The organism is Arthrobacter sp. ISL-69, from assembly GCF_018613775.1.
Taxonomy (GTDB): domain Bacteria; phylum Actinomycetota; class Actinomycetes; order Actinomycetales; family Micrococcaceae; genus Arthrobacter.
Genome location: NZ_JAGGPO010000009.1, coordinates 67235 through 85463, shown reverse-complemented (window position 1 = coordinate 85463; position 18229 = coordinate 67235). Strand labels below are relative to the sequence as shown.

16 protein-coding genes are annotated in these 18229 nt (G+C 67.7%); 9 read left to right on the top strand and 7 right to left on the bottom strand.

Annotated features, from left to right (window positions below; translation table 11 throughout):
• Nucleotides 1-149 precede the first annotated feature (149 nt).
• Nucleotides 150-638 carry a hypothetical protein gene (locus J7I79_RS05365; RefSeq protein WP_251042414.1) on the bottom strand — a complete coding sequence of 163 codons (489 nt, stop codon included), beginning with the start codon at nucleotides 636-638 and terminating at the stop codon, nucleotides 150-152.
• Nucleotides 639-843: 205 nt separating this feature from the next.
• Here J7I79_RS05365 and J7I79_RS05360 point away from each other — a divergent pair, with 205 nt between their 5' ends.
• Nucleotides 844-1410 carry a type 1 glutamine amidotransferase domain-containing protein gene (locus J7I79_RS05360; protein ID WP_214951147.1) on the top strand — a complete coding sequence of 189 codons (567 nt, stop codon included), beginning with the start codon at nucleotides 844-846 and terminating at the stop codon, nucleotides 1408-1410.
• 118 nt (nucleotides 1411-1528) lie between these two features.
• On the opposite strand, the gene J7I79_RS05355 is transcribed toward J7I79_RS05360, so the two are convergent.
• From J7I79_RS05355 to J7I79_RS05330, 6 genes are all read right to left on the bottom strand, one after another.
• On the bottom strand, nucleotides 1529-1768 hold the full coding sequence (locus J7I79_RS05355; protein ID WP_214951145.1) for a hypothetical protein: 240 nt from the start codon (nucleotides 1766-1768) through the stop codon (nucleotides 1529-1531).
• Nucleotides 1769-1899: 131 nt separating this feature from the next.
• Nucleotides 1900-2130, bottom strand: a complete 231-nt coding sequence (locus J7I79_RS05350; protein WP_104175039.1) for a hypothetical protein — start codon at nucleotides 2128-2130, stop codon at nucleotides 1900-1902.
• A 366-nt stretch (nucleotides 2131-2496) separates the two neighbouring features.
• Nucleotides 2497-4182, bottom strand: coding sequence for an FAD-dependent oxidoreductase (locus J7I79_RS05345; RefSeq protein ID WP_214951143.1), 1686 nt, complete (start codon nucleotides 4180-4182; stop codon nucleotides 2497-2499).
• The gene (locus J7I79_RS05340; RefSeq protein ID WP_214951142.1) at nucleotides 4179-5285 is read right to left on the bottom strand and encodes an alcohol dehydrogenase catalytic domain-containing protein; all 1107 of its coding nucleotides are present in this window, start codon (nucleotides 5283-5285) and stop codon (nucleotides 4179-4181) included. The genes J7I79_RS05345 and J7I79_RS05340 overlap by 4 nt, the downstream gene beginning before the upstream one ends.
• A gap of 12 nt (nucleotides 5286-5297) precedes the next feature.
• The gene (locus tag J7I79_RS05335; RefSeq protein ID WP_214951140.1) at nucleotides 5298-5618 is read right to left on the bottom strand and encodes a YciI family protein; all 321 of its coding nucleotides are present in this window, start codon (nucleotides 5616-5618) and stop codon (nucleotides 5298-5300) included.
• Between the two features lie 165 nt (nucleotides 5619-5783).
• Nucleotides 5784-6680 carry a LysR family transcriptional regulator gene (locus J7I79_RS05330; RefSeq protein ID WP_214951138.1) on the bottom strand — a complete coding sequence of 299 codons (897 nt, stop codon included), beginning with the start codon at nucleotides 6678-6680 and terminating at the stop codon, nucleotides 5784-5786.
• Nucleotides 6681-6768: 88 nt separating this feature from the next.
• Here J7I79_RS05330 and J7I79_RS05325 point away from each other — a divergent pair, with 88 nt between their 5' ends.
• The 8 genes from J7I79_RS05325 (at nucleotide 6769) to J7I79_RS05290 (ending at nucleotide 18206) form a co-directional block, all read left to right on the top strand.
• Nucleotides 6769-7599, top strand: coding sequence for an IclR family transcriptional regulator (locus tag J7I79_RS05325; protein ID WP_214951136.1), 831 nt, complete (start codon nucleotides 6769-6771; stop codon nucleotides 7597-7599).
• Between the two features lie 156 nt (nucleotides 7600-7755).
• Entirely contained in the window at nucleotides 7756-9132 is a 1377-nt protein-coding gene (locus tag J7I79_RS05320) for an MFS transporter (RefSeq protein ID WP_214951134.1), read from the top strand.
• A gap of 78 nt (nucleotides 9133-9210) precedes the next feature.
• Nucleotides 9211-10335, top strand: coding sequence for a Gfo/Idh/MocA family oxidoreductase (locus tag J7I79_RS05315; protein ID WP_311380523.1), 1125 nt, complete (start codon nucleotides 9211-9213; stop codon nucleotides 10333-10335).
• A gap of 3 nt (nucleotides 10336-10338) precedes the next feature.
• Complete coding sequence (locus tag J7I79_RS05310) at nucleotides 10339-12450, top strand: FAD-dependent oxidoreductase (RefSeq protein ID WP_214951128.1); 2112 nt, start codon at nucleotides 10339-10341, stop codon at nucleotides 12448-12450.
• Complete coding sequence (locus J7I79_RS05305) at nucleotides 12447-13283, top strand: sugar phosphate isomerase/epimerase (protein ID WP_214951126.1); 837 nt, start codon at nucleotides 12447-12449, stop codon at nucleotides 13281-13283. Before J7I79_RS05310 ends, J7I79_RS05305 begins: the two co-directional genes overlap by 4 nt.
• Nucleotides 13280-14116, top strand: a complete 837-nt coding sequence (locus tag J7I79_RS05300; RefSeq protein WP_311380522.1) for an aldo/keto reductase — start codon at nucleotides 13280-13282, stop codon at nucleotides 14114-14116. The genes J7I79_RS05305 and J7I79_RS05300 overlap by 4 nt, the downstream gene beginning before the upstream one ends.
• A 31-nt stretch (nucleotides 14117-14147) precedes the next feature.
• Nucleotides 14148-15983 (top strand): FAD-dependent oxidoreductase, encoded by a 1836-nt coding sequence (locus J7I79_RS05295; protein ID WP_214951124.1) that lies wholly within the window; start codon nucleotides 14148-14150, stop codon nucleotides 15981-15983.
• Between the two features lie 129 nt (nucleotides 15984-16112).
• The gene (locus J7I79_RS05290) at nucleotides 16113-18206 is read left to right on the top strand and encodes a S8 family serine peptidase (protein ID WP_214951122.1); all 2094 of its coding nucleotides are present in this window, start codon (nucleotides 16113-16115) and stop codon (nucleotides 18204-18206) included.
• The last annotated feature ends 23 nt before the right edge of the window (nucleotides 18207-18229 follow it).

Genomic DNA, 18229 nt, shown 5'->3' with positions numbered 1-18229 from the left:
TATCCCCGGCCAGCGCCTCCACATCCAAATACCCGCGTTGAGCGTCCTCGCGTCCCTGCATAAGACCAGTCTTAACCACCAGCCCCACCAGTCCAGCCGACGCGCCTAACCCAGCGATTATTTCAGCAGTCTCCTAGCCGGACATCCTGCTAGTTGGACATTGAGGTCGTGCCGCTGCCGGTCCAGCCGGTGAACGGCGACCAGACACCGCTGGCACCTTCCTGGTGGCGGACCTTGTGGTAAACCTCCTCGTTGCCGATTTCAGTGTTGGTCAGGGTGCGGACATTGTGGATGGTCTGCCAGCCGTTGGTGGGGCCGAGATAGCGGCTGAAGGACGAGTTGCCGAGATGGTCGTCACCGTTGGGCCAGTCGTCGCTCTCCCAGCGCTGCTGCTCGATGTAGACGGAACGGTTGGCTGCGCAGTAGACGTTGATCCGGTAGTCCACCAGTTTTGTGCCGGACGAGTTGAAGCCTGCAAAGATGGGCTTCAGCGGCACCACGGTGCAGGCATAGTTGGTGGCGGCGGCCTGGGCCGGTGCGGCCAGGGCGACGCCACCCGCGGCAAGTCCCAGCGTCATTGCTGAGACGAGCGCGATCTTCGCGCGGGAAGGACGGGACTTCTTTGTTCCTGCGGTCATGGACATGACTTCTTGCTCCTATTGGGGTGGGTGTTTCCGGTACCGGAGTGCTCTCCTGGTCCGGTGTTTCCATGGTGCGCGCGGCGTCGTGCCCGTGACTTCCGTGCTAGCACGGTTTGTCCGGGGCAGCAGGATTATCAGCTTGCTTATTATTTCCAGGGTTCCTAGTGTTAAACCCGTAAGGCACCCGGCACGAGGAGGACATATGTCAGCGCACAATATCGCAGGCAAGAAGGTGGCGTTCCTGCTGACCGACGGCGTGGAGCAGGTGGAGCTGACCAGCCCCTGGAACGCCGTGAAGGAAGCCGGCGGCGAGCCCACCCTGGTGGCGCCCAAGGCCGGGAAGCTGCAGGGCTACGACGGCACCGAAAAGGGCGAGAAGTTCGAGGTCGACATCACCGTGGCTGAGGCCAACGCCTCCGATTTCCATGCACTGGTGATCCCCGGCGGTGTGGTCAACGCCGACCACCTGCGCGTGGACAAGGACGCCCAAGCCTTCGCCCGCAGCTTCTTTGAACAGCACAAGCCGGTGGCCTCCATCTGCCACGGGCCGTGGCTCCTCATCGACGCCGGTGTGGTCCGCGGCCGCAAGCTGACCTCGTACCACACGCTCCAGACCGACCTGAAGAACGCAGGCGCGGACTGGCGTGACGAGGAAGTGGTGGTGGACCAGGGCTTCGTGACCAGCAGGCACCCCGGCGACCTCAAGGCCTTCAACGACAAACTGCTCGAAGAGATCGAGGAAGGCGAGCACGCGGGCCAAACGGCCTAAGCCGCGCCACCCACAAGCCGGGGCCCACAAAACCGGAGCACGCAAAAGGAGAGGGGCCCGACGGCGGCATTTGCCGCCGTCGGGCCCCTCTCCTTTGCTTAAGTTCCTGGGTTCCTGTTCAGTCGCTGGAGCTGGGGTCCGTGGTGAGGCCCCGGTTGTCTCCGGTTTCGCTGTTCTGCTCCTCGGCCGGTCCCGGGGGTTTGGTGCCGCCCGCCCCGGCGGGGCCGCCATCAGCGGGTCCGGAGGCGGCGTGGCGGCCGGGGGCCCGGTCCGCCGGTTTGTCCTTCGGCAGCGGGCTTGTTTTGTCCTCGACTCCGTCGCTCACGATGTCTTCGGGCTCGTTGTGTTCCGTGCTCATGGACTGCTCCTGATCTTGCGGTGTCGGATCTGTCCGGCCTGCTCCAAGCGCCGGACCGTTCTAGGCGGCCTTACCGCTCCACGCTACAGCCGGGCCGCAGGTGCGTATAGGTGCAGGCCTGCGGCGTGTCCCTACGCCATGGACGCCCATTGCCGCATTTCCCGGGTTTCGCCGTAGGGGACGTCGCGGCTCACGGCCACGGTGTAGGTGCTGAAGCCGGTCTGGGTGACCAGCACGCCGTGACGGCGCTCCTGCATGGCGTGCCGGAGGGCGATGTCCACGGCACTGTTGAGGTCGTTTTCGATGGTGGCGGGATCATGGGCAATGATCTCGAGGAGGATGTCGGAGTGGTGCTTGATCATGGGGTGCTCTCTTTCGCGGTGAAGGGGCAGGGGCGTCTGGGGTGATTTTGGTGAGGGCTGTTTCCGGAAGGGAAATCGGGTGGGGCAAAGAAATGCCGGCGACGGCTGGAAGTGATTCGAAGGTGCCCGGCATTCCGTGATGGGGCGGGGCCGGCGCGATGCGTCCGGCGGAGGGACCGGGAACGTTTGCCGTTCCTGCGGATCCACCCTTAGTGTGGCGGACCGCCTGGCCGCATGGCAATCATTTCGGTGGAATTTGCCGTGTGTGCTGCATCACACCCCCGGGCCGGTCTGGAGTTAAAAGCAAGGGGCCGACGGCGGTCATTTCCCGCTGTCGGCCCCTTGCCCTGGTGTTGTCCGGTGCGCCTAGCGCTTCGCCAGGTGCTCGCCCACAGCGAAGGCGCGTGTGATGGCCGAGCCCAGCGTGGCGCCGCCGCCGGGGTAGTTGTTACGGAACACGCTGGCCGAGACGTTACCCGCGGCGTACAGCCCGGGGATCGGCCGCCGGTGGCGGTCCAGGACCCGTCCGTCGAAGTCGGTTTCAAGGCCACCTGAGGTGCCAAGGACCCCTGCCGAAACCGGCGCAGCGTAGAACGGCCCGATGGCGAGGGGAGCCAAGCAGGGGTTGGGGGTGTTGCCCGAATCGCCCAGGAAGCGGTCCTGGGGAGTTGCCCCGCGGTGGAACTCGGTATCGACGCCCGCAGCAGCATCTGTGTTGAACCTCGCCACGGTTTCACTGAGCCCGGCCGGGCTGATCCCGAGCTTTCCGGCAAGTTCCTCCACGGTCCCGGCGGAGGTCATCCATTCCGCCGGTGACCCGGGAGTTGAGCCGGCCACGGGGTACTTGGACAGGTAGGCGGCGTCGAACACCAGCCATGCCGGGTTGTTCTGCTGCCGCCCGGTGTGCGGGTCCACGGACGCGAACACGCGGCAGGCGTCGTGGTAATTCAGTGCCTCGTTGACGAACCGCCTACCGGCGGCGTTCACCAGGATGGAACCCGGCAGGGTCATCTCCACGTTGCCCATCCGGCCGGACTGCCGTCCGTCGTACTGTTGCCCGGGCGCGGAGATCACCGGGACGCCCCAGATGGCCGTCATATCCGCCACCGCCGCCCCGTTCTTGAGACCCAGTTCCAGCCCGTCGCCTTCGTTGGACGGGGCACTGATGGGCGTCACGGGAAACGCAAGGAACGCCGTGCACAAGCGGGGATTCCATTCGAACCCGCCGGAGGCCAGTACGACGGCGGCCGCCTCCACTTTCCTGCCGGCGGGGGTCGGGCGTCTGGTTCCCTCGCCGTCCTGCGCACCTCCCGGCGTCGGCTCTCCTCCCAGAATCACCGTCCAGCCGCTATCGGTGCGGACCAGGTCCTCCGCAGGTGCTTCGGCAGCGATGTGGACGCCCCGGTCCAGGGCGCTCGCGAGCAGCCGGCCCACCAGGGCCCCGCCCATCGTCCGGACGCCGGTGGCTGCCCTGCGGGCGAGCAGTTCAGGATCGGCGGCACGGCCGTTGAGCCCGTCCCGTTCGGTCATGGTCAGGAGCGGAAAGTACGACGACGGCCGGATGGCCTCCGCCAGGCCCGGGTAGTCCGACGGATCAAAGGCGTTGTTGTCCAGGCCGCGTCCGCCGTCGGCTGCTCCGGTCCACTCCAGGTGGTAATCCGGGCGGGCGATCGGGGTCATGGACACCCGGGTTTTGCCGGTCAGGTATTCGACGGCGCGCGGCGCGGTGCGGACGTACCAGTCGATTTCCTCCGCTGACAGGACGTGCCCGGCTGCCTCCGTGAGGTAAGCGACGGCGCGGTCGTGGCTGTCGCTGAAACCGGCCCCACCGGCCAGATGGTTGTTCGGAGCCCACATCACCCCGCCGCCGGCGGCGGTGGTGCCGCCCAGCTGGGCGGCTTTCTCGGCCACCAGGACGCTCAGCCCGGCGTCCGCCGCACGCACTGCCGCCACCAGGCCGGCGGCGCCGCTGCCTACCACCACCACGTCATATGCCGCGGCCAGCTGCGCCACCGGCGTGAGGACTCTGTGCGCGTTCGGGCCGTTGCTCATGCCGAGGCTCCGGAAAGCGCTGATCCGACGGCAGATTCGCTGATTGATCCCTCGCGGGCGCGGGCCCGGGCGGCCGGCATTTCGATGAGGATCTTGCCCACCTTCTCCGTGCGGTTGCGCATCAGCCCGTACGCCTGCTGCAGCTCCTCGAAGGCGAAGCGGTGGGTCAGGAGGGCGCGGGCCTGGTCCGGATTGCGGGCCAGGAGTGCCAGCCCGTCCGGGATGAGGTTGAGGCTGTTGCGGCTGCCCATCAGGTCCAGTTCCTTGAACGGAATGTCCTTCATGGACACGGTGGCCGAGCGTGCCGAGATCCCCACTTGGACGATGCGGCCTGCGCTGGCCACGAGCCGGATGGCGTTCTCAAGCGAGGACGGTGCGCCGGTGGCCTCGAGCACAAGGCCGGGGCCGTAACCCTCGGTGAGCTGATCCAGCCGCGCTGCCTGTTCAGCGTCCGGGAAGCCGGCGGCAGGTTCAACCAGCAGCGTGTCCACTGCGCCGAAAGCCGTTGCCAGTTCGAGCCGGTCAGCTTCGGTGTCTGCGCAGACCACGTTCACGCCCAGGTCGGTCAGGTAGAGCGTTGCGAGCAGTCCGATAGGGCCGCTGCCCAGGACCAGGGCGGTTTCACCTGCCGCAGGGCGGCCCCGGTTGACGGCCTGCATGGCGATCGATGCCGGTTCGGCCATGGCGGCGAGGTCCAGGGCCAGGCCATCGGGAACCAGGCACAGTTTGTCCACCGGGACACTGAGCAGTTCCACCAGGGCGCCGTCGGAATAGCAGCCAATGCAGCTGATGTTCCGGCAGACGTTGAACCGGCCAGAGCGGCACGGCTGGCACGCCCCGCAATAGGTCATGGGGCTGACGGCAACCCTGTCCCCGGCGCGGACGCCGGACACGTTGTTGCCGATGGCTTCGACCACGCCGGAGAACTCGTGGCCCTGGACCACCGGGAGTCCGGCCGGGTAGTCGTCCTCCCAGATGTGCAGGTCGGTGCCGCAAAGGGTGACGTTGTGGACGCGGACCAGGGCGCGCCCCGCGTCCAGGCCGGGTTCGGCCACCTCCTCGTAGCGGATGGTTTCCTTGGCGACGGTCCGTGCGGTCAACATGGTGCGGCCGCCTTAGTTCCGGACGGCGTTGGCCACGTCCGCGCCGGCTGGTTCCGCGCCAAAGACGATGTTCCATTGCCGGATGTTCCGCACTGCGACGAGCTTGTTGATGAAGAACGGGTCCTGGTTCATCAGGGCCTCGACGTCGGTTTTGGAATCGCCCTTGACGATCAGCAGGGCGCCGGGGGTTTCGCCGGGGCCGAACGGACCGCTCGTGATCAACCGACCGCCGTCGTACTGGGACTTCAGGAACTCAACGTGCCGCGGACGGCGCTCGTCGCGGCCGGCGGCGGTGGCGTCGGCATAAGTGTAGGTGACGGCGAAAGTTGCCATGGGGAACGTTTCCTCTTCATTGAGCGGTGATGCGGCGGCCCTCTTGCAGGCCGGTCACACGTTTGATGTCACTCCCATGGTGGAATTTGAATTGAGACAAGTCCAATACTTACTTGGTCAACGACTATGTGCGAATGGCACATAGTCTGCAGGGTGGGTGCGGGGTCAGCGCCCGGGCGTCGGGAGGACGGTGTCGGCGAGTTCAAGGGCCAGCTTCAAGGCCGGCGAGATGAGGGCGGGGTTCCACGCGATGCCCGAATCCAGCAGCGGTGCCGCACCCGAGAGCGGGAGGAACACCGTGCCGCCCGGCATGATGCCGGCAACTGAGTCGGGCATGAGGCTGACCCCCACGCCGCCGGCCACGAGGGACAGTGCGGTGTAGGGGTCGGAGACTTCCTGAACCACGCGGGGCCGGAAGCCGGCCGCCGTGCAGGCCGAAAAGATGGCCTCCCGCAGGGTGGATCCCTGCGCGGCCGGCATGGTGATGAACCCGTCCACTGCCAGTTCGGCAAGGCTGATGGCGGCCCGGCCTGCGAGCGGGTGGTCTTCAGGCAAGATGGCACCCAGCGGCTCCACTGCGATGCTCCGGGTCGCCAGTGAGGGCGCGTCCACCGGAAGCCCGATGAAGGACAGGTCGAGGGAGCCGTTGCGCAGTTGGTCGAGGGCATCCTGGGTGAGCAGTCCGCCGGTGAGAGTCAGCTCCAGGCGGGGGTAACGGTTGCGCAATGCCCTGGTCAGCGGCGGAAGGGTCTTGTGGTTCAGGGCCCCGGAGAAACCGATGCTGAGCCGGCCATAAACCTCCCCGCTGTCCGCCGTGGCAGCCCGCCGTGCCAGGTCGAACTCCTCGAGGATCTTCCGGGCGTGCGGCAGGAAGGCGAATCCGGCGGTGGTCAGCGAGACGGCCCTGGTGTTGCGTTCGAAGAGCGCGGTGCCGAGGCTCTTCTCCAGCTTCTTGATGGTCTGGCTCAGCGGCGACTGAGCCATGCGGAGCCGGTGGGCGGCGCGGCCAAAGTGCAATTCCTCGGCCACTGCCAGGAAGGCCTCGATCTGCCGCAGCTCCACGCCGTTCCTCCCGCTGGTTCCTTGCTCAGGTGTGTCACGCCAAGGCTATATTGGCAGGAGCGGCGCAGACGGCAACCCGGGAGGAACCATGGCGAACTCCGCATCGGGGGAGTCCGTCATCCAGCGCGTCGTGAAGATCCTGGACGCCTTCTCCAAGGGCCATCCAAGGCTGACGCTCCGTGAGTTGGTACACATTACCGGGATGTCCAGCAGCACGGCCCACCGCCTGGCCAACGATCTCGTGGACAGCGGGCTCCTGAACCGAGGCGAGGCCGGGGACTACGGCGTAGGCATGAAGATGTGGGAACTCGCCTCCCGCAGCAACCCCTTGGAGGAGTTCCGGCGCCGGGGCCTTCCCTTCCTGGAAGGCGTCCACGCCGCCGTCCGGGAACAGGTGTCCCTGTCCATCCCGGATGTCGAGTCCCGGAGCGTGCTGTACCTGGAACAGCTGGACCAGCACGGCACGGCAACCAACCTGGCAGCGGTGGCGGGCAGGCTGGACATCCACAACACGACATCCGGCATGGCCATGCTGGCGCACATGCCCCGCCACGTGCAGGAGCGCTTCCTCGCCGGCCCGCTGGAGAAGACCACGCCGAACACGGAAACGGACCCCGTCAAGGTCCGGGCGCATCTGGCGCTTATCAGGGAGCGGGGCTATGTCCGGATGGCCGGGGTCCTGGTACCGGAGAACACGGCCTACGCGGTGCCGGTCTTCGGTGAGGGAAACCGTGTGATCGGTGCCATGGCCGTCGTGCTTCCCACGGCGCATGAGAACCCCCATGTCATCCTTCCTGTCCTGGTAGCGGCCGGCCGCGGCCTGTCCCGCACCATGGGCGCGGAACGCCGCCCCTACGGCACCCGGCCGTGGCTGGAGCCGGACCGCCAGGACATCAAAACCCGGGACACGGCGAACTAGTTGCATCCCGTTGAATGGGATTCTGCGCCGCAGTTCGTGACGCCGCTCATACAGTTTTTCTTCAGAGCCGCGGCTTCGAAACTTCCCACCGGAACGCCATTCCGAGCTGGCGCCGGCCACCACCATTCAACCCGTGACACTCAATGAGGAGACACTATGGGACAGCTAATGCAGCCCCCGACGGCAGCTACCCAGCAAGCCGCCGTCCTGGACGGGACGAAAACCCTTCCCGCCAAAATGCCCAAGAAGGCAGCCCTGGCCTCCTTCCTGGGTTCCACCCTGGAGTACTACGACTTCTTCATCTACGGAACAGCCGCGGCCCTGGTCTTCCCCAAGATCTTCTTCCCCGGCGGCGACCCGGTCGTGGCCCTGCTCGGTGCCATGGCCACGTTCGGCGTCGGCTACCTGGCCCGGCCGCTTGGCGGCATCGTGATGAGCCACTTCGGGGACAAGATCGGACGCAAACAGGCCCTGATGATCACTCTCGTGATCATGGGCGTCGCCTCCATCGGCATCGGCTTCCTGCCTACGTACGGCCAGATCGGCTACTGGGCCACCGCGTTGCTGATGGTGGGCCGGCTGGCGCAGGGATTCTCCGCCGGCGCCGAGGCCGCCGGTGCGTCCACCCTCACCATGGAGCACTCCCCGGAAGGGCGGCGTGGGTTCTTCACCAGCTTCGTGATGACCGGCTACGCCTCCGGCATGGTGCTCTCCACGGTCGTCTTCATCCCGCTGGCCGCCCTCCCGGAAGACCAGCTGCTCAGCTGGGGCTGGCGCATCCCGTTCTGGCTCTCCGTGGTGGTCCTCGGCGTCGCCTACTGGATCCGTACCCGACTGGAGGAACCGCCGGTCTTCGAAGAGGCCGTGGAATCGAAGAAGCCTAAGGGCATCCCGGCGGCCGAGGTGCTGAAAACCCAGTGGCGCGACGTGCTGCGCGTCGCCCTCGTCATGCTGTTCTCCGTCATGCAGACCACCTTCACCGTCTACGCCCTGGCCTACGCCACGGGAACCTCCATCGGGCTGGACCGGACGCTGATGCTCAGTGTCAACGCCATCACCATCGGCCTGTCCATGTTCACGATCCCGCTAGCCGGCATCATTTCTGACAAGTTCGGCCGCAAGAAGGTGCTCCTGGTGGGTGCCCTCGGCTGCGCTGTCACGTCGTTCGGCTACTTCTGGGCCATCAGCGAGCACAACGTGCCGCTGATCTTCGTCTTCGGGTTCCTGAACATGTCCGTGTTCTACTCCTGCTGGAACGGCGTCTGGACGGTCTTCTTCCCCGAGATGTTCCCCGCCGCGGTCCGCTACTCGGGGATGGCCATCGGCAGCCAGGTGGGGCTTATCCTCACCGGGTTCGCCCCCGTCATCGCCACGCTGCTCGCACAGCCCGGCCCCGGCGGCTGGATCCCGGTGGCCAGCTTCACGGTGGTCTGCCTGACGGTCTCCGCCATCGCCATCGCGACGGCGCGGGAAACCCACCAGACCCCACTCGAAGAGCTCGGCCTGCCCCGCAAGCGCCGTATTCCCGCGTAGCGCCTGCCGACGCCGTCCACCCCGCCTAGCGCCCCGCACATCCACGCACGCATGCACGCACAGAAAGTTGATCCTCCCGTGACCTCATCAGCATCCGCCAGCACCCGTATTTTCCGCGTCGGCATCGTCGGCTGCGGCGCCATCTCCCGCAACCACCTCGAGGCCTTCGGCGCCCTGGACAACGTCCGGATCGTCGGGGTCTGCGACATCGACCTGGACCGGGCCCGTGCCACTGCCGAATCCTGGGATGTTCCGAACGCTGTGAACACCGTGGCCGGGCTGCTGGACCTCGGCGTGGACATAATTTCGGTCTGCACGCCGCACCCAACGCACGAGGAGGTGGTGCTGCAGGCGGCGGCCGCCGGAGTCCACGTGCTGTGCGAAAAGCCGATAGCCACCAGGCTGGACGCGGCGGAACGAATGGTCGCCGCGTGCGAGGAGGCAGGAGTCCAGCTGGGCGTGCTTTTCCAGCGGCGTTTCTGGCCCGCGGCCCAGCGGATCCGTTCCGCTATCGACGACGGAACACTGGGCCAGGCCATCATGGCCCAGTGTTCCGTGATGCTGCACCGCGCCCCGGAGTACTACTCCCGCGACGCGTGGCGGGGCACCTGGGACAACGACGGCGGCGGCGTGCTGATGACGCAGGCCATCCACCAGATCGATCTGCTGCAGTGGTACCTCGGCGATGTCGCCGAGGTCTACGGGAAGGTCAACACCTACCGGCACGGGGACTACATAGAGGTGGAAGATTCGGCCACGGCCGTCATCACCTTCACCTCGGGAGCGATGGCAACCCTGGAAGCACTAACTGCAGTCTCACCCAACCTGGGAATCCAGCTTCGGGTCACGGGTGAAACCGGCGCCTCGGCCTCACTGACGGAGTTCCCGGAAGGAAGCGACGGGCGGCTTGACCTGTGGGCAGTCGGCGAAAAGATCGTCGTGGACCCCGTTCATCCTGACGGCGTGGAGCCGAATGTTGATCTCGCAACGATCAACAGGCAGCTGATTCCCCACCACACCAGCCAGGTACGGGATTTTGTGCAGGCCCTGGAAACCGACGGCGAACCGGCCATCACCGGTAGGGACGCCCTCAAGTCGCTTCGGATCCTTCTGGCGGTCTACGAATCCTCACGTACCGGGCTGCCTGTCCGCTTCGCCGAGGCTCAGGTCCCTGCCGGGGTCTCCGCGAAAGTCGCAGGCTAAGGCATGGCTGAGGACAGCATTCAGGAACGCCGCTACGCCACCCGCCCCCTCACCCTGGGCCGCAACGGCCGCCCCCCGCGGACCCTCCGTAACCGGCTGGCCTCCGCACCGATGGAGCGAAACTACGGCACCGCCGACGGGCACATCACCGAGCAGTACATCGACTACCTCGTCACGCGGGCCAGGGCCGGCCTGGGCATGGTGACCACCGAGGCCACCTACGTCCGCGCTGACGGCAAGGGCCGCACCCACCAGCTGGGCCTGCACACCGATGTCATGATCCCGGGCCTGCGCAAACTCACCGACGCGCTGCACGCCGAAGGCGCGCTGGCCGCCGTCGAGCTCAACCACGGCGGCCGCACCGCCCAAGCCGCGGTGTCCGGGTTCAAGAACCTGGCGCCGTCGCCGGTGCCGTGTGAAGTGGCCGGCGGCGAGGTGCCGCGCGAACTGACCGCCGCGGAGTGCCAGGACCTTGCGGCGGCGTACGGCCATGCTGCCCGACGCGCCGTGGACGCCGGCTTCGATGCCATCAACATCCACGGCGCCCACGGCTACCTCATCCATCAGTTCATGTCTCCGCTGTCCAACCACCGCGAGGACGAGTTCGCCGCCCCGGAGCGCTTCATGAACTTGGTGATCGACGAAGTCCGCCGGGCAGCTCCGGATGCCATCATCGGCATGCGTGTTTCCGTGGTGGAAGGCCCGGCGGACGGCATCACGGCGGAGCAGCAGCTGGAGATCATCGCCAAGGCGCACCTGGAACACCTCGACTTCCTGGACATCTCCGCCGGCAGCTACGAGGCCGGCGAATGGATCGTCCAGTCCGGCGAATGGAAGCCGGGCATCCTGGCCGGCTATGCCAAGGCGTACCGCCGGTTCGGGCTCCCGCTGGGTATGGCTGGCCGGCTGAACTCCCCGGCCATCATCGAAGAGGTCCTCGGCGACGGCACCTGTGACTTCGTCAGCCTGGCCCGCGCCATCCACGCCGACCCCGCCTTCATCGGAGGCGTGCTGCACGGCGAGCGCTACCGCCCGTGCATCGCCTGCAACGTCTGCATCGACAACCTGGGGCTCGGCCAGGTCACGTGCACCGTCAACCCGGCCGTCGGCCGCTCCCGCGTCTCCGTCCCCACACCCGCCGTGCGCGAAGGCTCCCGTGTGGTGGTGGTCGGGGCGGGTCCCGCCGGCCTCACCGCCGCCCGCGAACTCGCCGAAGCCGGCGCGAAAGTGACCGTGCTCGACGACGGTGCCCGCCCCGGCGGCCAGTTCGCCCTGGCCGAGCGGATGAAGTCCACCCCGGACTTCCACCGCTTCGCTGAATGGTCGGCGGAGGAGAACGCACGGCTCGGCATCGACGTCCGGCTGGGGATACACGTGGACACCGGCGACGTCGGTGCGCTGGTCCGCGAAACCGGCGCCGACGCCGTCGTGCTCGCCACCGGCGGTCTCCGCCCCGCCGCCGGCTTCCCGGGCGATGAGTCCCCGAATGTCCTGGACGTGCGTGACTGGCTCGCCACGCACCCAGGCGTTCTGGACGGTGCGGACATCCCCGAGGCCGTGACCATCTGGGGCGCGGATTCCGTGGCCATGACAGTGGCGGACACACTGGCGGACCGCGGCACCGCTGTGCTGCTGGTGGGCCCGCAGGAAGTCATCGCACCCGAATCCGGGCGCCGCGCCAAGATCCTGGCCGTGCCCCGGCTCCAAGCCAATCCGCGCGTCCGGATCCGCCTCGGCGCCACCATCGAGGAGTACGACGGCGCCCGGGTCCGCGTCAGCTCGGCCGGCGGCCCCGACGGGCGGGACGGAGGTGAGTGGCTGGACGCCCCCGGTGAGCTGCTGGTCTCCCGTTCCGTCGCTCCGCTGGACGGTTCCGTGCCAGCCCGTGAACGCGACGCCGGGCTCGGCCTCGCGGCCGGGGTTCCCGTGACCCTCGCCGGAACGGTGGTGGACCAGAGCGCGGCCATAGCCTCCAACGCCGTGAAGAGCGGCTACGACGCCGCCCAGCGCGTGGCCGCTGCCCTGGCTCAACGTGCGCCCGCCGACGCGCCCGCCGGCAGCCACTCCAGCCGCAGCGCAAACCGCGAACTCACCATGAACGGAGCAGCCTCATGACACCCTCCCCACGCCGCCAGGTGGGCCTGGCCCAGCTTTCCCTCGTGGGGACGGCACCGCCGGACCTCGTGGCCATTGCCGCTGAATCGGGCTTCGACTTCATCGGTGCACGTGTCCGGCCGGTCACCGGCGCCGAGCGCGCCTACAACCTGCAGCCGGGTTCGCCCATGCTGAAGGAAACGCTGGCGCGGATGAGGGATACCGGGGTGACGGTGAAGGACATCGAGTTCCTGCTCCTGGACGGCAGCGAGCAGCGCGAGGCCTGGCTGCGGATGATGGCAGCAGGCCAGGCCCTGGGCGCCAGTTCGCTGACCGTCGCCGGAGCCGACGCGGACGCCTCCCGATTGGCGGACACCCTCGCCCGGATGACGGAAGACGGTCGGGGGTTCGGCATTGTTCCCACGCTGGAACCGATCTCCTACCAAGCGATAAATTCCATCCCGGCTGCGGCCGCGCTCGCACGCCGGTCCGGCTGCCAGGTGGTGGTGGACGCGCTGCATTTCAACCGCTTCGGCGGCACCCAGGACCAGCTGGCCGACAGCTTGGACCTCGTCCCGCTGGTGCAGCTGTGCGACGGCCCGGCCCTGCGGCCCGCAGGCCGCGACGGCCTCGTGGCCGAGTCCCGCTCAGAGCGCGGCGTCCCTGGCGAGGGCGAGTTCGATCTCGCCGCACTGGTGGCGGCCTTCCCCGCCGGAACCCCCGTGAGCGTGGAAACGCCGTCGGACCGGCGAGTCGCCGAACTCAGCGAGCTGGGCTGGGCCCGGACCCTCAAAACCGCAGCCGACGCTGTGCTGCAGGCAGCGGACAACCTCCAGAAAGTAGGAGCCAAGTGAGCGAAGTACTGGAAAGCACGACGGCGGAGCTCACCAACGGGGTCCGCGCCCCGCTGATCGGGCTGGGCACCTGGCCGATGGTGGGCGAGGAAGCCGCGGACGCCGTGGACCGCGCCATCGCCAACGGCTACCGCCACATTGACACCGCGGAAAACTACGGCAACGAAGACGCCGTCGGCGAGGGCATCCGGCGCAGCGGGATTGCCCGGGAGGACGTCTTCATCACGACTAAGTTCAACAAGGACTGGCACAACCGGGACGGCGTCCGCACCGCCTTTGAGCGCTCCGCGGGGCGGCTGGGCGTCGACTACCTGGACCTGTTCTTGGTCCACTGGCCCAACCCCGCGCTGGGCCGCTTCGTCGAAGCCTGCGAAGGCCTCAAGCAACTGGCGGATGACGGGTCCATCCGTGCCTGGGGTGTCTCAAACTTCAAGCCTTCCCACCTGCGCCAAGTCCTGGCTGCCGGGCTGACGGTGCCGGTGAACCAGGTGCAGGTGGACCCCGCCCACGGCCAGCCCGAACAGCTCGCGTTCCACCGGAAGCACGGCATCACCACAGGTGCGTACAGCCCGCTGGGCCGCACCGGAGACTTCATGGCGAGCCCGGCCATCACCGGGCCGGCCAGGGAACTGGGCAGGACGCCCGGGCAGATCGTGCTCCGATGGCATGTACAGCAGGGCCGCATCGCCACGCCGAAATCCGCCAGCGACGCCCGGCAGCGGCAGAACCTGGACGTCTTCGGCTTCGAGCTGACACCGGTCCAGCTGGCGGCCATCAGTGCACTGGAGACCGGCGCCCCGCCGCGGCTCGATTCAGACACCTACGGACACTAGAGACACCGGAAGAACCCCAATGGAGAACCCCATGAACGCGAGCACCAACTCCACCAAGGCGCCGGCCTCCACACCGGAACAGGACCGCCGGCTTCCCGCCCTGGACTGCGATGTCCTGGTGGTCGGATCCGGCGCCGGCGGGCTGTCCGCAGCCGTCACCGCTGCCTACCACGGGCTCCGGGTCATCGTGGTGGAGAAGGCGGATGTCTGCGGCGGCGCCACGTCCTGGTCCGGCGGCTGGGCCTGGACCCCCGGCAACCCGCTGGCCCGGGCGGCCGGTGTGAACGAGGACAAGGAAACCTTCCGCACCTATCTGCGCCACACCCTGGGGGAGCAGTACCAGGCGGACAAGGTGGATGCCTTCCTCGAGGCCGTGCCGCACATGGTCGGGTTCTTCCAGGACAAGACGTCCCTGCAGTTCGTCCCGGGGGCCAGGATCAATGACATCTACGGCAAGGTACCGGGCGCGGGCACCGGCAACCGCTCGGTGGGGCCGAAGCCGATCAATGCCCGCCGGATCCGTCCGGAACTCCGGGACAAGATGCGCCACCAGCTCTACGAGACGTCCTTCCTGGGCATGGGCATCATGGCCGGTCCGGACCTCACCAAGTTCCTCTCCGCCTCACAGGGAAATCCCAAAGGAATCCTCCACGCCGGCTGGCGCATGGGCCGCCACATCCTGGACCTGCTGACGCACCGGCGGAACATGCAGCTGGTCAACGGCACGGCCCTGACCGGGCGCCTGATGAAGTCCGCCGACGACCTGGGCGTGGACATCCGGGTTTCCACCCCTGCGCGGCGGCTGCTTACCGATGCTGCCGGCAAGGTGACGGGCGCCGTCGTCGGCTCCCCGGAAGGCGAGCTGCAGATCAACGCAGCACGCGGCGTCGTGCTCGCCGCAGGTGGCTTCCCCAACGACATCCCGCGCCGGAAGGAGCTCTTTCCCCACACTCCCACCGGCCGGGAACACTGGACTCTGGCACCTAAGGAAACCAGCGGGGACGGGATCAGCCTCGCCCAGGCCGTGGGCGCCCGGTTCAAGACCGATGTGAAGTCTGCTGCCGCGTGGTGCCCGGTTTCGCTGGTGCCGTACCGCAACGGCCGGACCGGGACCTTCCCGCACATCATGGACCGCGCCAAGCCTGGCAGCATCGGCGTCCTCGCCAACGGCAGGCGCTTCGTCAATGAGGCCAACGGCTACTACGACTATGTTGCCGCGCTGCTGGAGGCCACCCCCGAGGGCGGCACCGCAGAGTCCTGGCAGATCGCGGACAGCCGGTTTGTCCGCAAGTTCCCGCTGGGCATGGCCAAGCCGCTGCCGGTTCCGCTGTTCCCCTACGTCCGGTCGGGCTACCTGAAGAAGGGCCGGACCATCGAGGAGCTCGCCGCCAAGTGCGGCATCGACCCGGCCGGCCTCAAAGCCACCGTCGAGGAGTTCAACTGCAACGCCCGCGACGGCGTGGACCCGGACTTCGGCCGCGGTGAGACGGTCTTCAACCGGTACGGCGGGGACGGCGGGACACAGCCTAACCCGTCGCTCGGCCCGATCGACAAGGGACCGTTCTACGCGGTCCGCGTGGTGCCTGGCAGTTTCGGGACCTTCGCCGGGCTGGAAGCCGACGGCCGCTCACGGGTGCTGGACAACGACGGCCGGCCGATCGGCGGGCTGTACGTGGCAGGCAACGACCAGGCTAACGTGATGGGCGGAAACTACCCCGCCGGCGGCATCAACCTGGGCCCCGCCCTCACGTTCGGCTACATCGCCGGCCGCGACCTCGCCGGAGCCAGCACCTACGAGGACGACGGCGATCTGCCGGAGGCTGGGCCCGCTGCGGTGTCAGCGTTTCAGGCGCCATTGACCGCCTAGGGTGCCGAGCGTATGCTGACGCTCACCTTCCGGGGCCCTCGCTCGGCGGGGGCCCGGGTCTCCTTCTAGAGCGCAACCGGCCGCCGGGTGCCGAGGCAGTTGCCGACGGCTGGCAGGGGGCACAACTCCATGTCTGAAATCACCATCAACGGCATCACCATTGATCCGATCAAACAGAACCGTGCCCTGCGTGACGCCGGGCTGCTCGCCGAGGACGCGTCCGAGTCGGACCACATCCTCATCCAGACCGCCGAGCCGCTGACCGCGGAACAGCGTGCTGAACTTGCGGGCATCGACGTCGAGATGCAGGAATACGTCTCGGACAACACCTACCTCGCCGCGTTCCCGCCGGAAGACCTGAACCGCGTGCGTGCCTTGCCGTTCGTGAGCTGGGCGGACGTCTACTCCCGCGTCTTCAAGATCCCGCCGCCCCTGCTGCCGCGCAGCGCGGACACGGGCAGCGTCCGGTCGCTGGCGGACCACGAACCGCATCCGGACCGCCGGCTGGAGCGCGTGGACCTCCTCCTGCACCCGGGCATCGAGGCCACCCCGGACCTGATCGCGCGGGTTGCCGCGGCAGCCCGGGTGGAGCCGGACGCGGTGGCGGTGACACCGGGCAAGCTGCGGATCACCACCTCGGTGGGCCAGCTCCCGGACCTCGCGAGAATCGATGAGATCCGCGAGATCCACCCGGTGCGCGAGCGGCAGCTGTTCAACAACGTGGCACGGGAAATCCTGAATGCCCAGGTCCAGCTCAACGGGACCACGTACCGCGGCGACGGCGAGATGGTGGCGGTGGCGGACACGGGATTCGATACCGGCGACGCCGCCAATCCGCATCCGGCGTTCACCGGGCGGGTCCAGGCGCTCTACGCGCTGGGCCGGATAGCGCCGGACAAGACGGACGATCCGCACGGCCACGGCACCCACGTCGCAGGCTCCGTACTTGGCCGTGGAAACTCGGCCACCATGGGCGGGGACATTGAGGGAACCGCGCCCGAGGCGCAGCTGATCCTGCAGAGCGTCCTCGACTCCAGCGGCGGCCTCGGCGGCATCCCGGTCAACCTCAACGACCTCTTCCAAAAGACGTACGACGACGGCGCCCGCGTGCACACGAACTCCTGGGGCGTTCCCGGACTGAACCTCCCGTATGACGCGAGCTCGCGGGAGATCGACGAATTCGTGTGGAACCATCCGGACCAGGTGATCTGCTTTGCGGCCGGGAACGACGGCGTGGACGGCAACAGAGACGGGACGGTGGACTCGAACTCCATCGGCTCCCAGTCCGCGGCGAAGAACTGCATCACCGTGGGCGCCAGCGAAAGCCTACGCAAGGAGTTCGCGCCGTCCTACGGCACCTACTGGCCTGGAGACTTCCCCGCGAATCCCGTCAAGCGGGACAAACAGGCGAACAACCCGGACGGGATGGTTGCCTTCTCCAGCCGCGGGCCTACCAAGGAGGGCCGCATCAAGCCCGACGTTGTGGCACCGGGAACCAGCATCCTGTCCGCGCTCTCACGGAACGCCCCGATGGGCAACACCTTCGGCACGTCCACGGACCCGCTGTTCTTTTTCGATTCCGGCACCTCCATGGCAACCCCGCTGGTTGCCGGCTGCGCCGCCGTGCTGCGGGAGACCCTGGTGAAGAACGGCCTCGCCGCGCCCAGCGCTGCACTGATCAAAGCCCTCCTGATCAACGGCGCCGACGTGCTGCCCGGCCAGTACAACCCCAGCGAAGCAGGGGAATCACCCAACGGCAACTCCGGCTGGGGCCGGGTGAACCTCTCCCGGTCCGTGGTCCTTCCCGGGCAGCCGGGCAATGCGGGCCTGGGTGAAGGTGGCCCGCTGGAGCAGGGGGAGGAGGACTCCTTCACCATCGACATCCCCGAGGAGGTCCCCAAGGTTGCCGCCAAGGGGAGACGGAACCGGGGACCGGCCGGGGACCCGGAACTCACGGCCGCCGGGGTGACGCTGAAGATCACGCTCGTGTGGTCCGATCCGCCCGGCCCCCAGTTGCAGAACGACCTGGACCTCATTGTGCTCGCGGCCGACGGCAGTGAACGCCACGGCAATTCCGGCACCACCGCCGGCTTCGACCACCGGAACAACGTGGAACAGGTCCTCTGGACGGGCATGCCGCCGGGGGAGGCCAGGATCGTGGTCCGGGCCTTCCGGATCACCCAGTTCCCGCAGCCCTACGCCTATGTGTGGCGGCTGTCCTAACATTGTTGTAGAGCCTGAACCGA

Coding starts and splice junctions, on each gene's coding strand:
- J7I79_RS05365 (WP_251042414.1), bottom strand. CDS start 638: ATGACCGCAGGAACAAAGAAGTCCCGTCCTTCCCGCGCGAAGATCGCG.
- J7I79_RS05360 (WP_214951147.1), top strand. CDS start 844: ATGTCAGCGCACAATATCGCAGGCAAGAAGGTGGCGTTCCTGCTGACC.
- J7I79_RS05355 (WP_214951145.1), bottom strand. CDS start 1,768: ATGAGCACGGAACACAACGAGCCCGAAGACATCGTGAGCGACGGAGTC.
- J7I79_RS05350 (WP_104175039.1), bottom strand. CDS start 2,130: ATGATCAAGCACCACTCCGACATCCTCCTCGAGATCATTGCCCATGAT.
- J7I79_RS05345 (WP_214951143.1), bottom strand. CDS start 4,182: ATGAGCAACGGCCCGAACGCGCACAGAGTCCTCACGCCGGTGGCGCAG.
- J7I79_RS05340 (WP_214951142.1), bottom strand. CDS start 5,285: ATGTTGACCGCACGGACCGTCGCCAAGGAAACCATCCGCTACGAGGAG.
- J7I79_RS05335 (WP_214951140.1), bottom strand. CDS start 5,618: ATGGCAACTTTCGCCGTCACCTACACTTATGCCGACGCCACCGCCGCC.
- J7I79_RS05325 (WP_214951136.1), top strand. CDS start 6,769: ATGGCGAACTCCGCATCGGGGGAGTCCGTCATCCAGCGCGTCGTGAAG.
- J7I79_RS05320 (WP_214951134.1), top strand. CDS start 7,756: ATGGGACAGCTAATGCAGCCCCCGACGGCAGCTACCCAGCAAGCCGCC.
- J7I79_RS05310 (WP_214951128.1), top strand. CDS start 10,339: ATGGCTGAGGACAGCATTCAGGAACGCCGCTACGCCACCCGCCCCCTC.
- J7I79_RS05305 (WP_214951126.1), top strand. CDS start 12,447: ATGACACCCTCCCCACGCCGCCAGGTGGGCCTGGCCCAGCTTTCCCTC.
- J7I79_RS05295 (WP_214951124.1), top strand. CDS start 14,148: ATGAACGCGAGCACCAACTCCACCAAGGCGCCGGCCTCCACACCGGAA.
- J7I79_RS05290 (WP_214951122.1), top strand. CDS start 16,113: ATGTCTGAAATCACCATCAACGGCATCACCATTGATCCGATCAAACAG.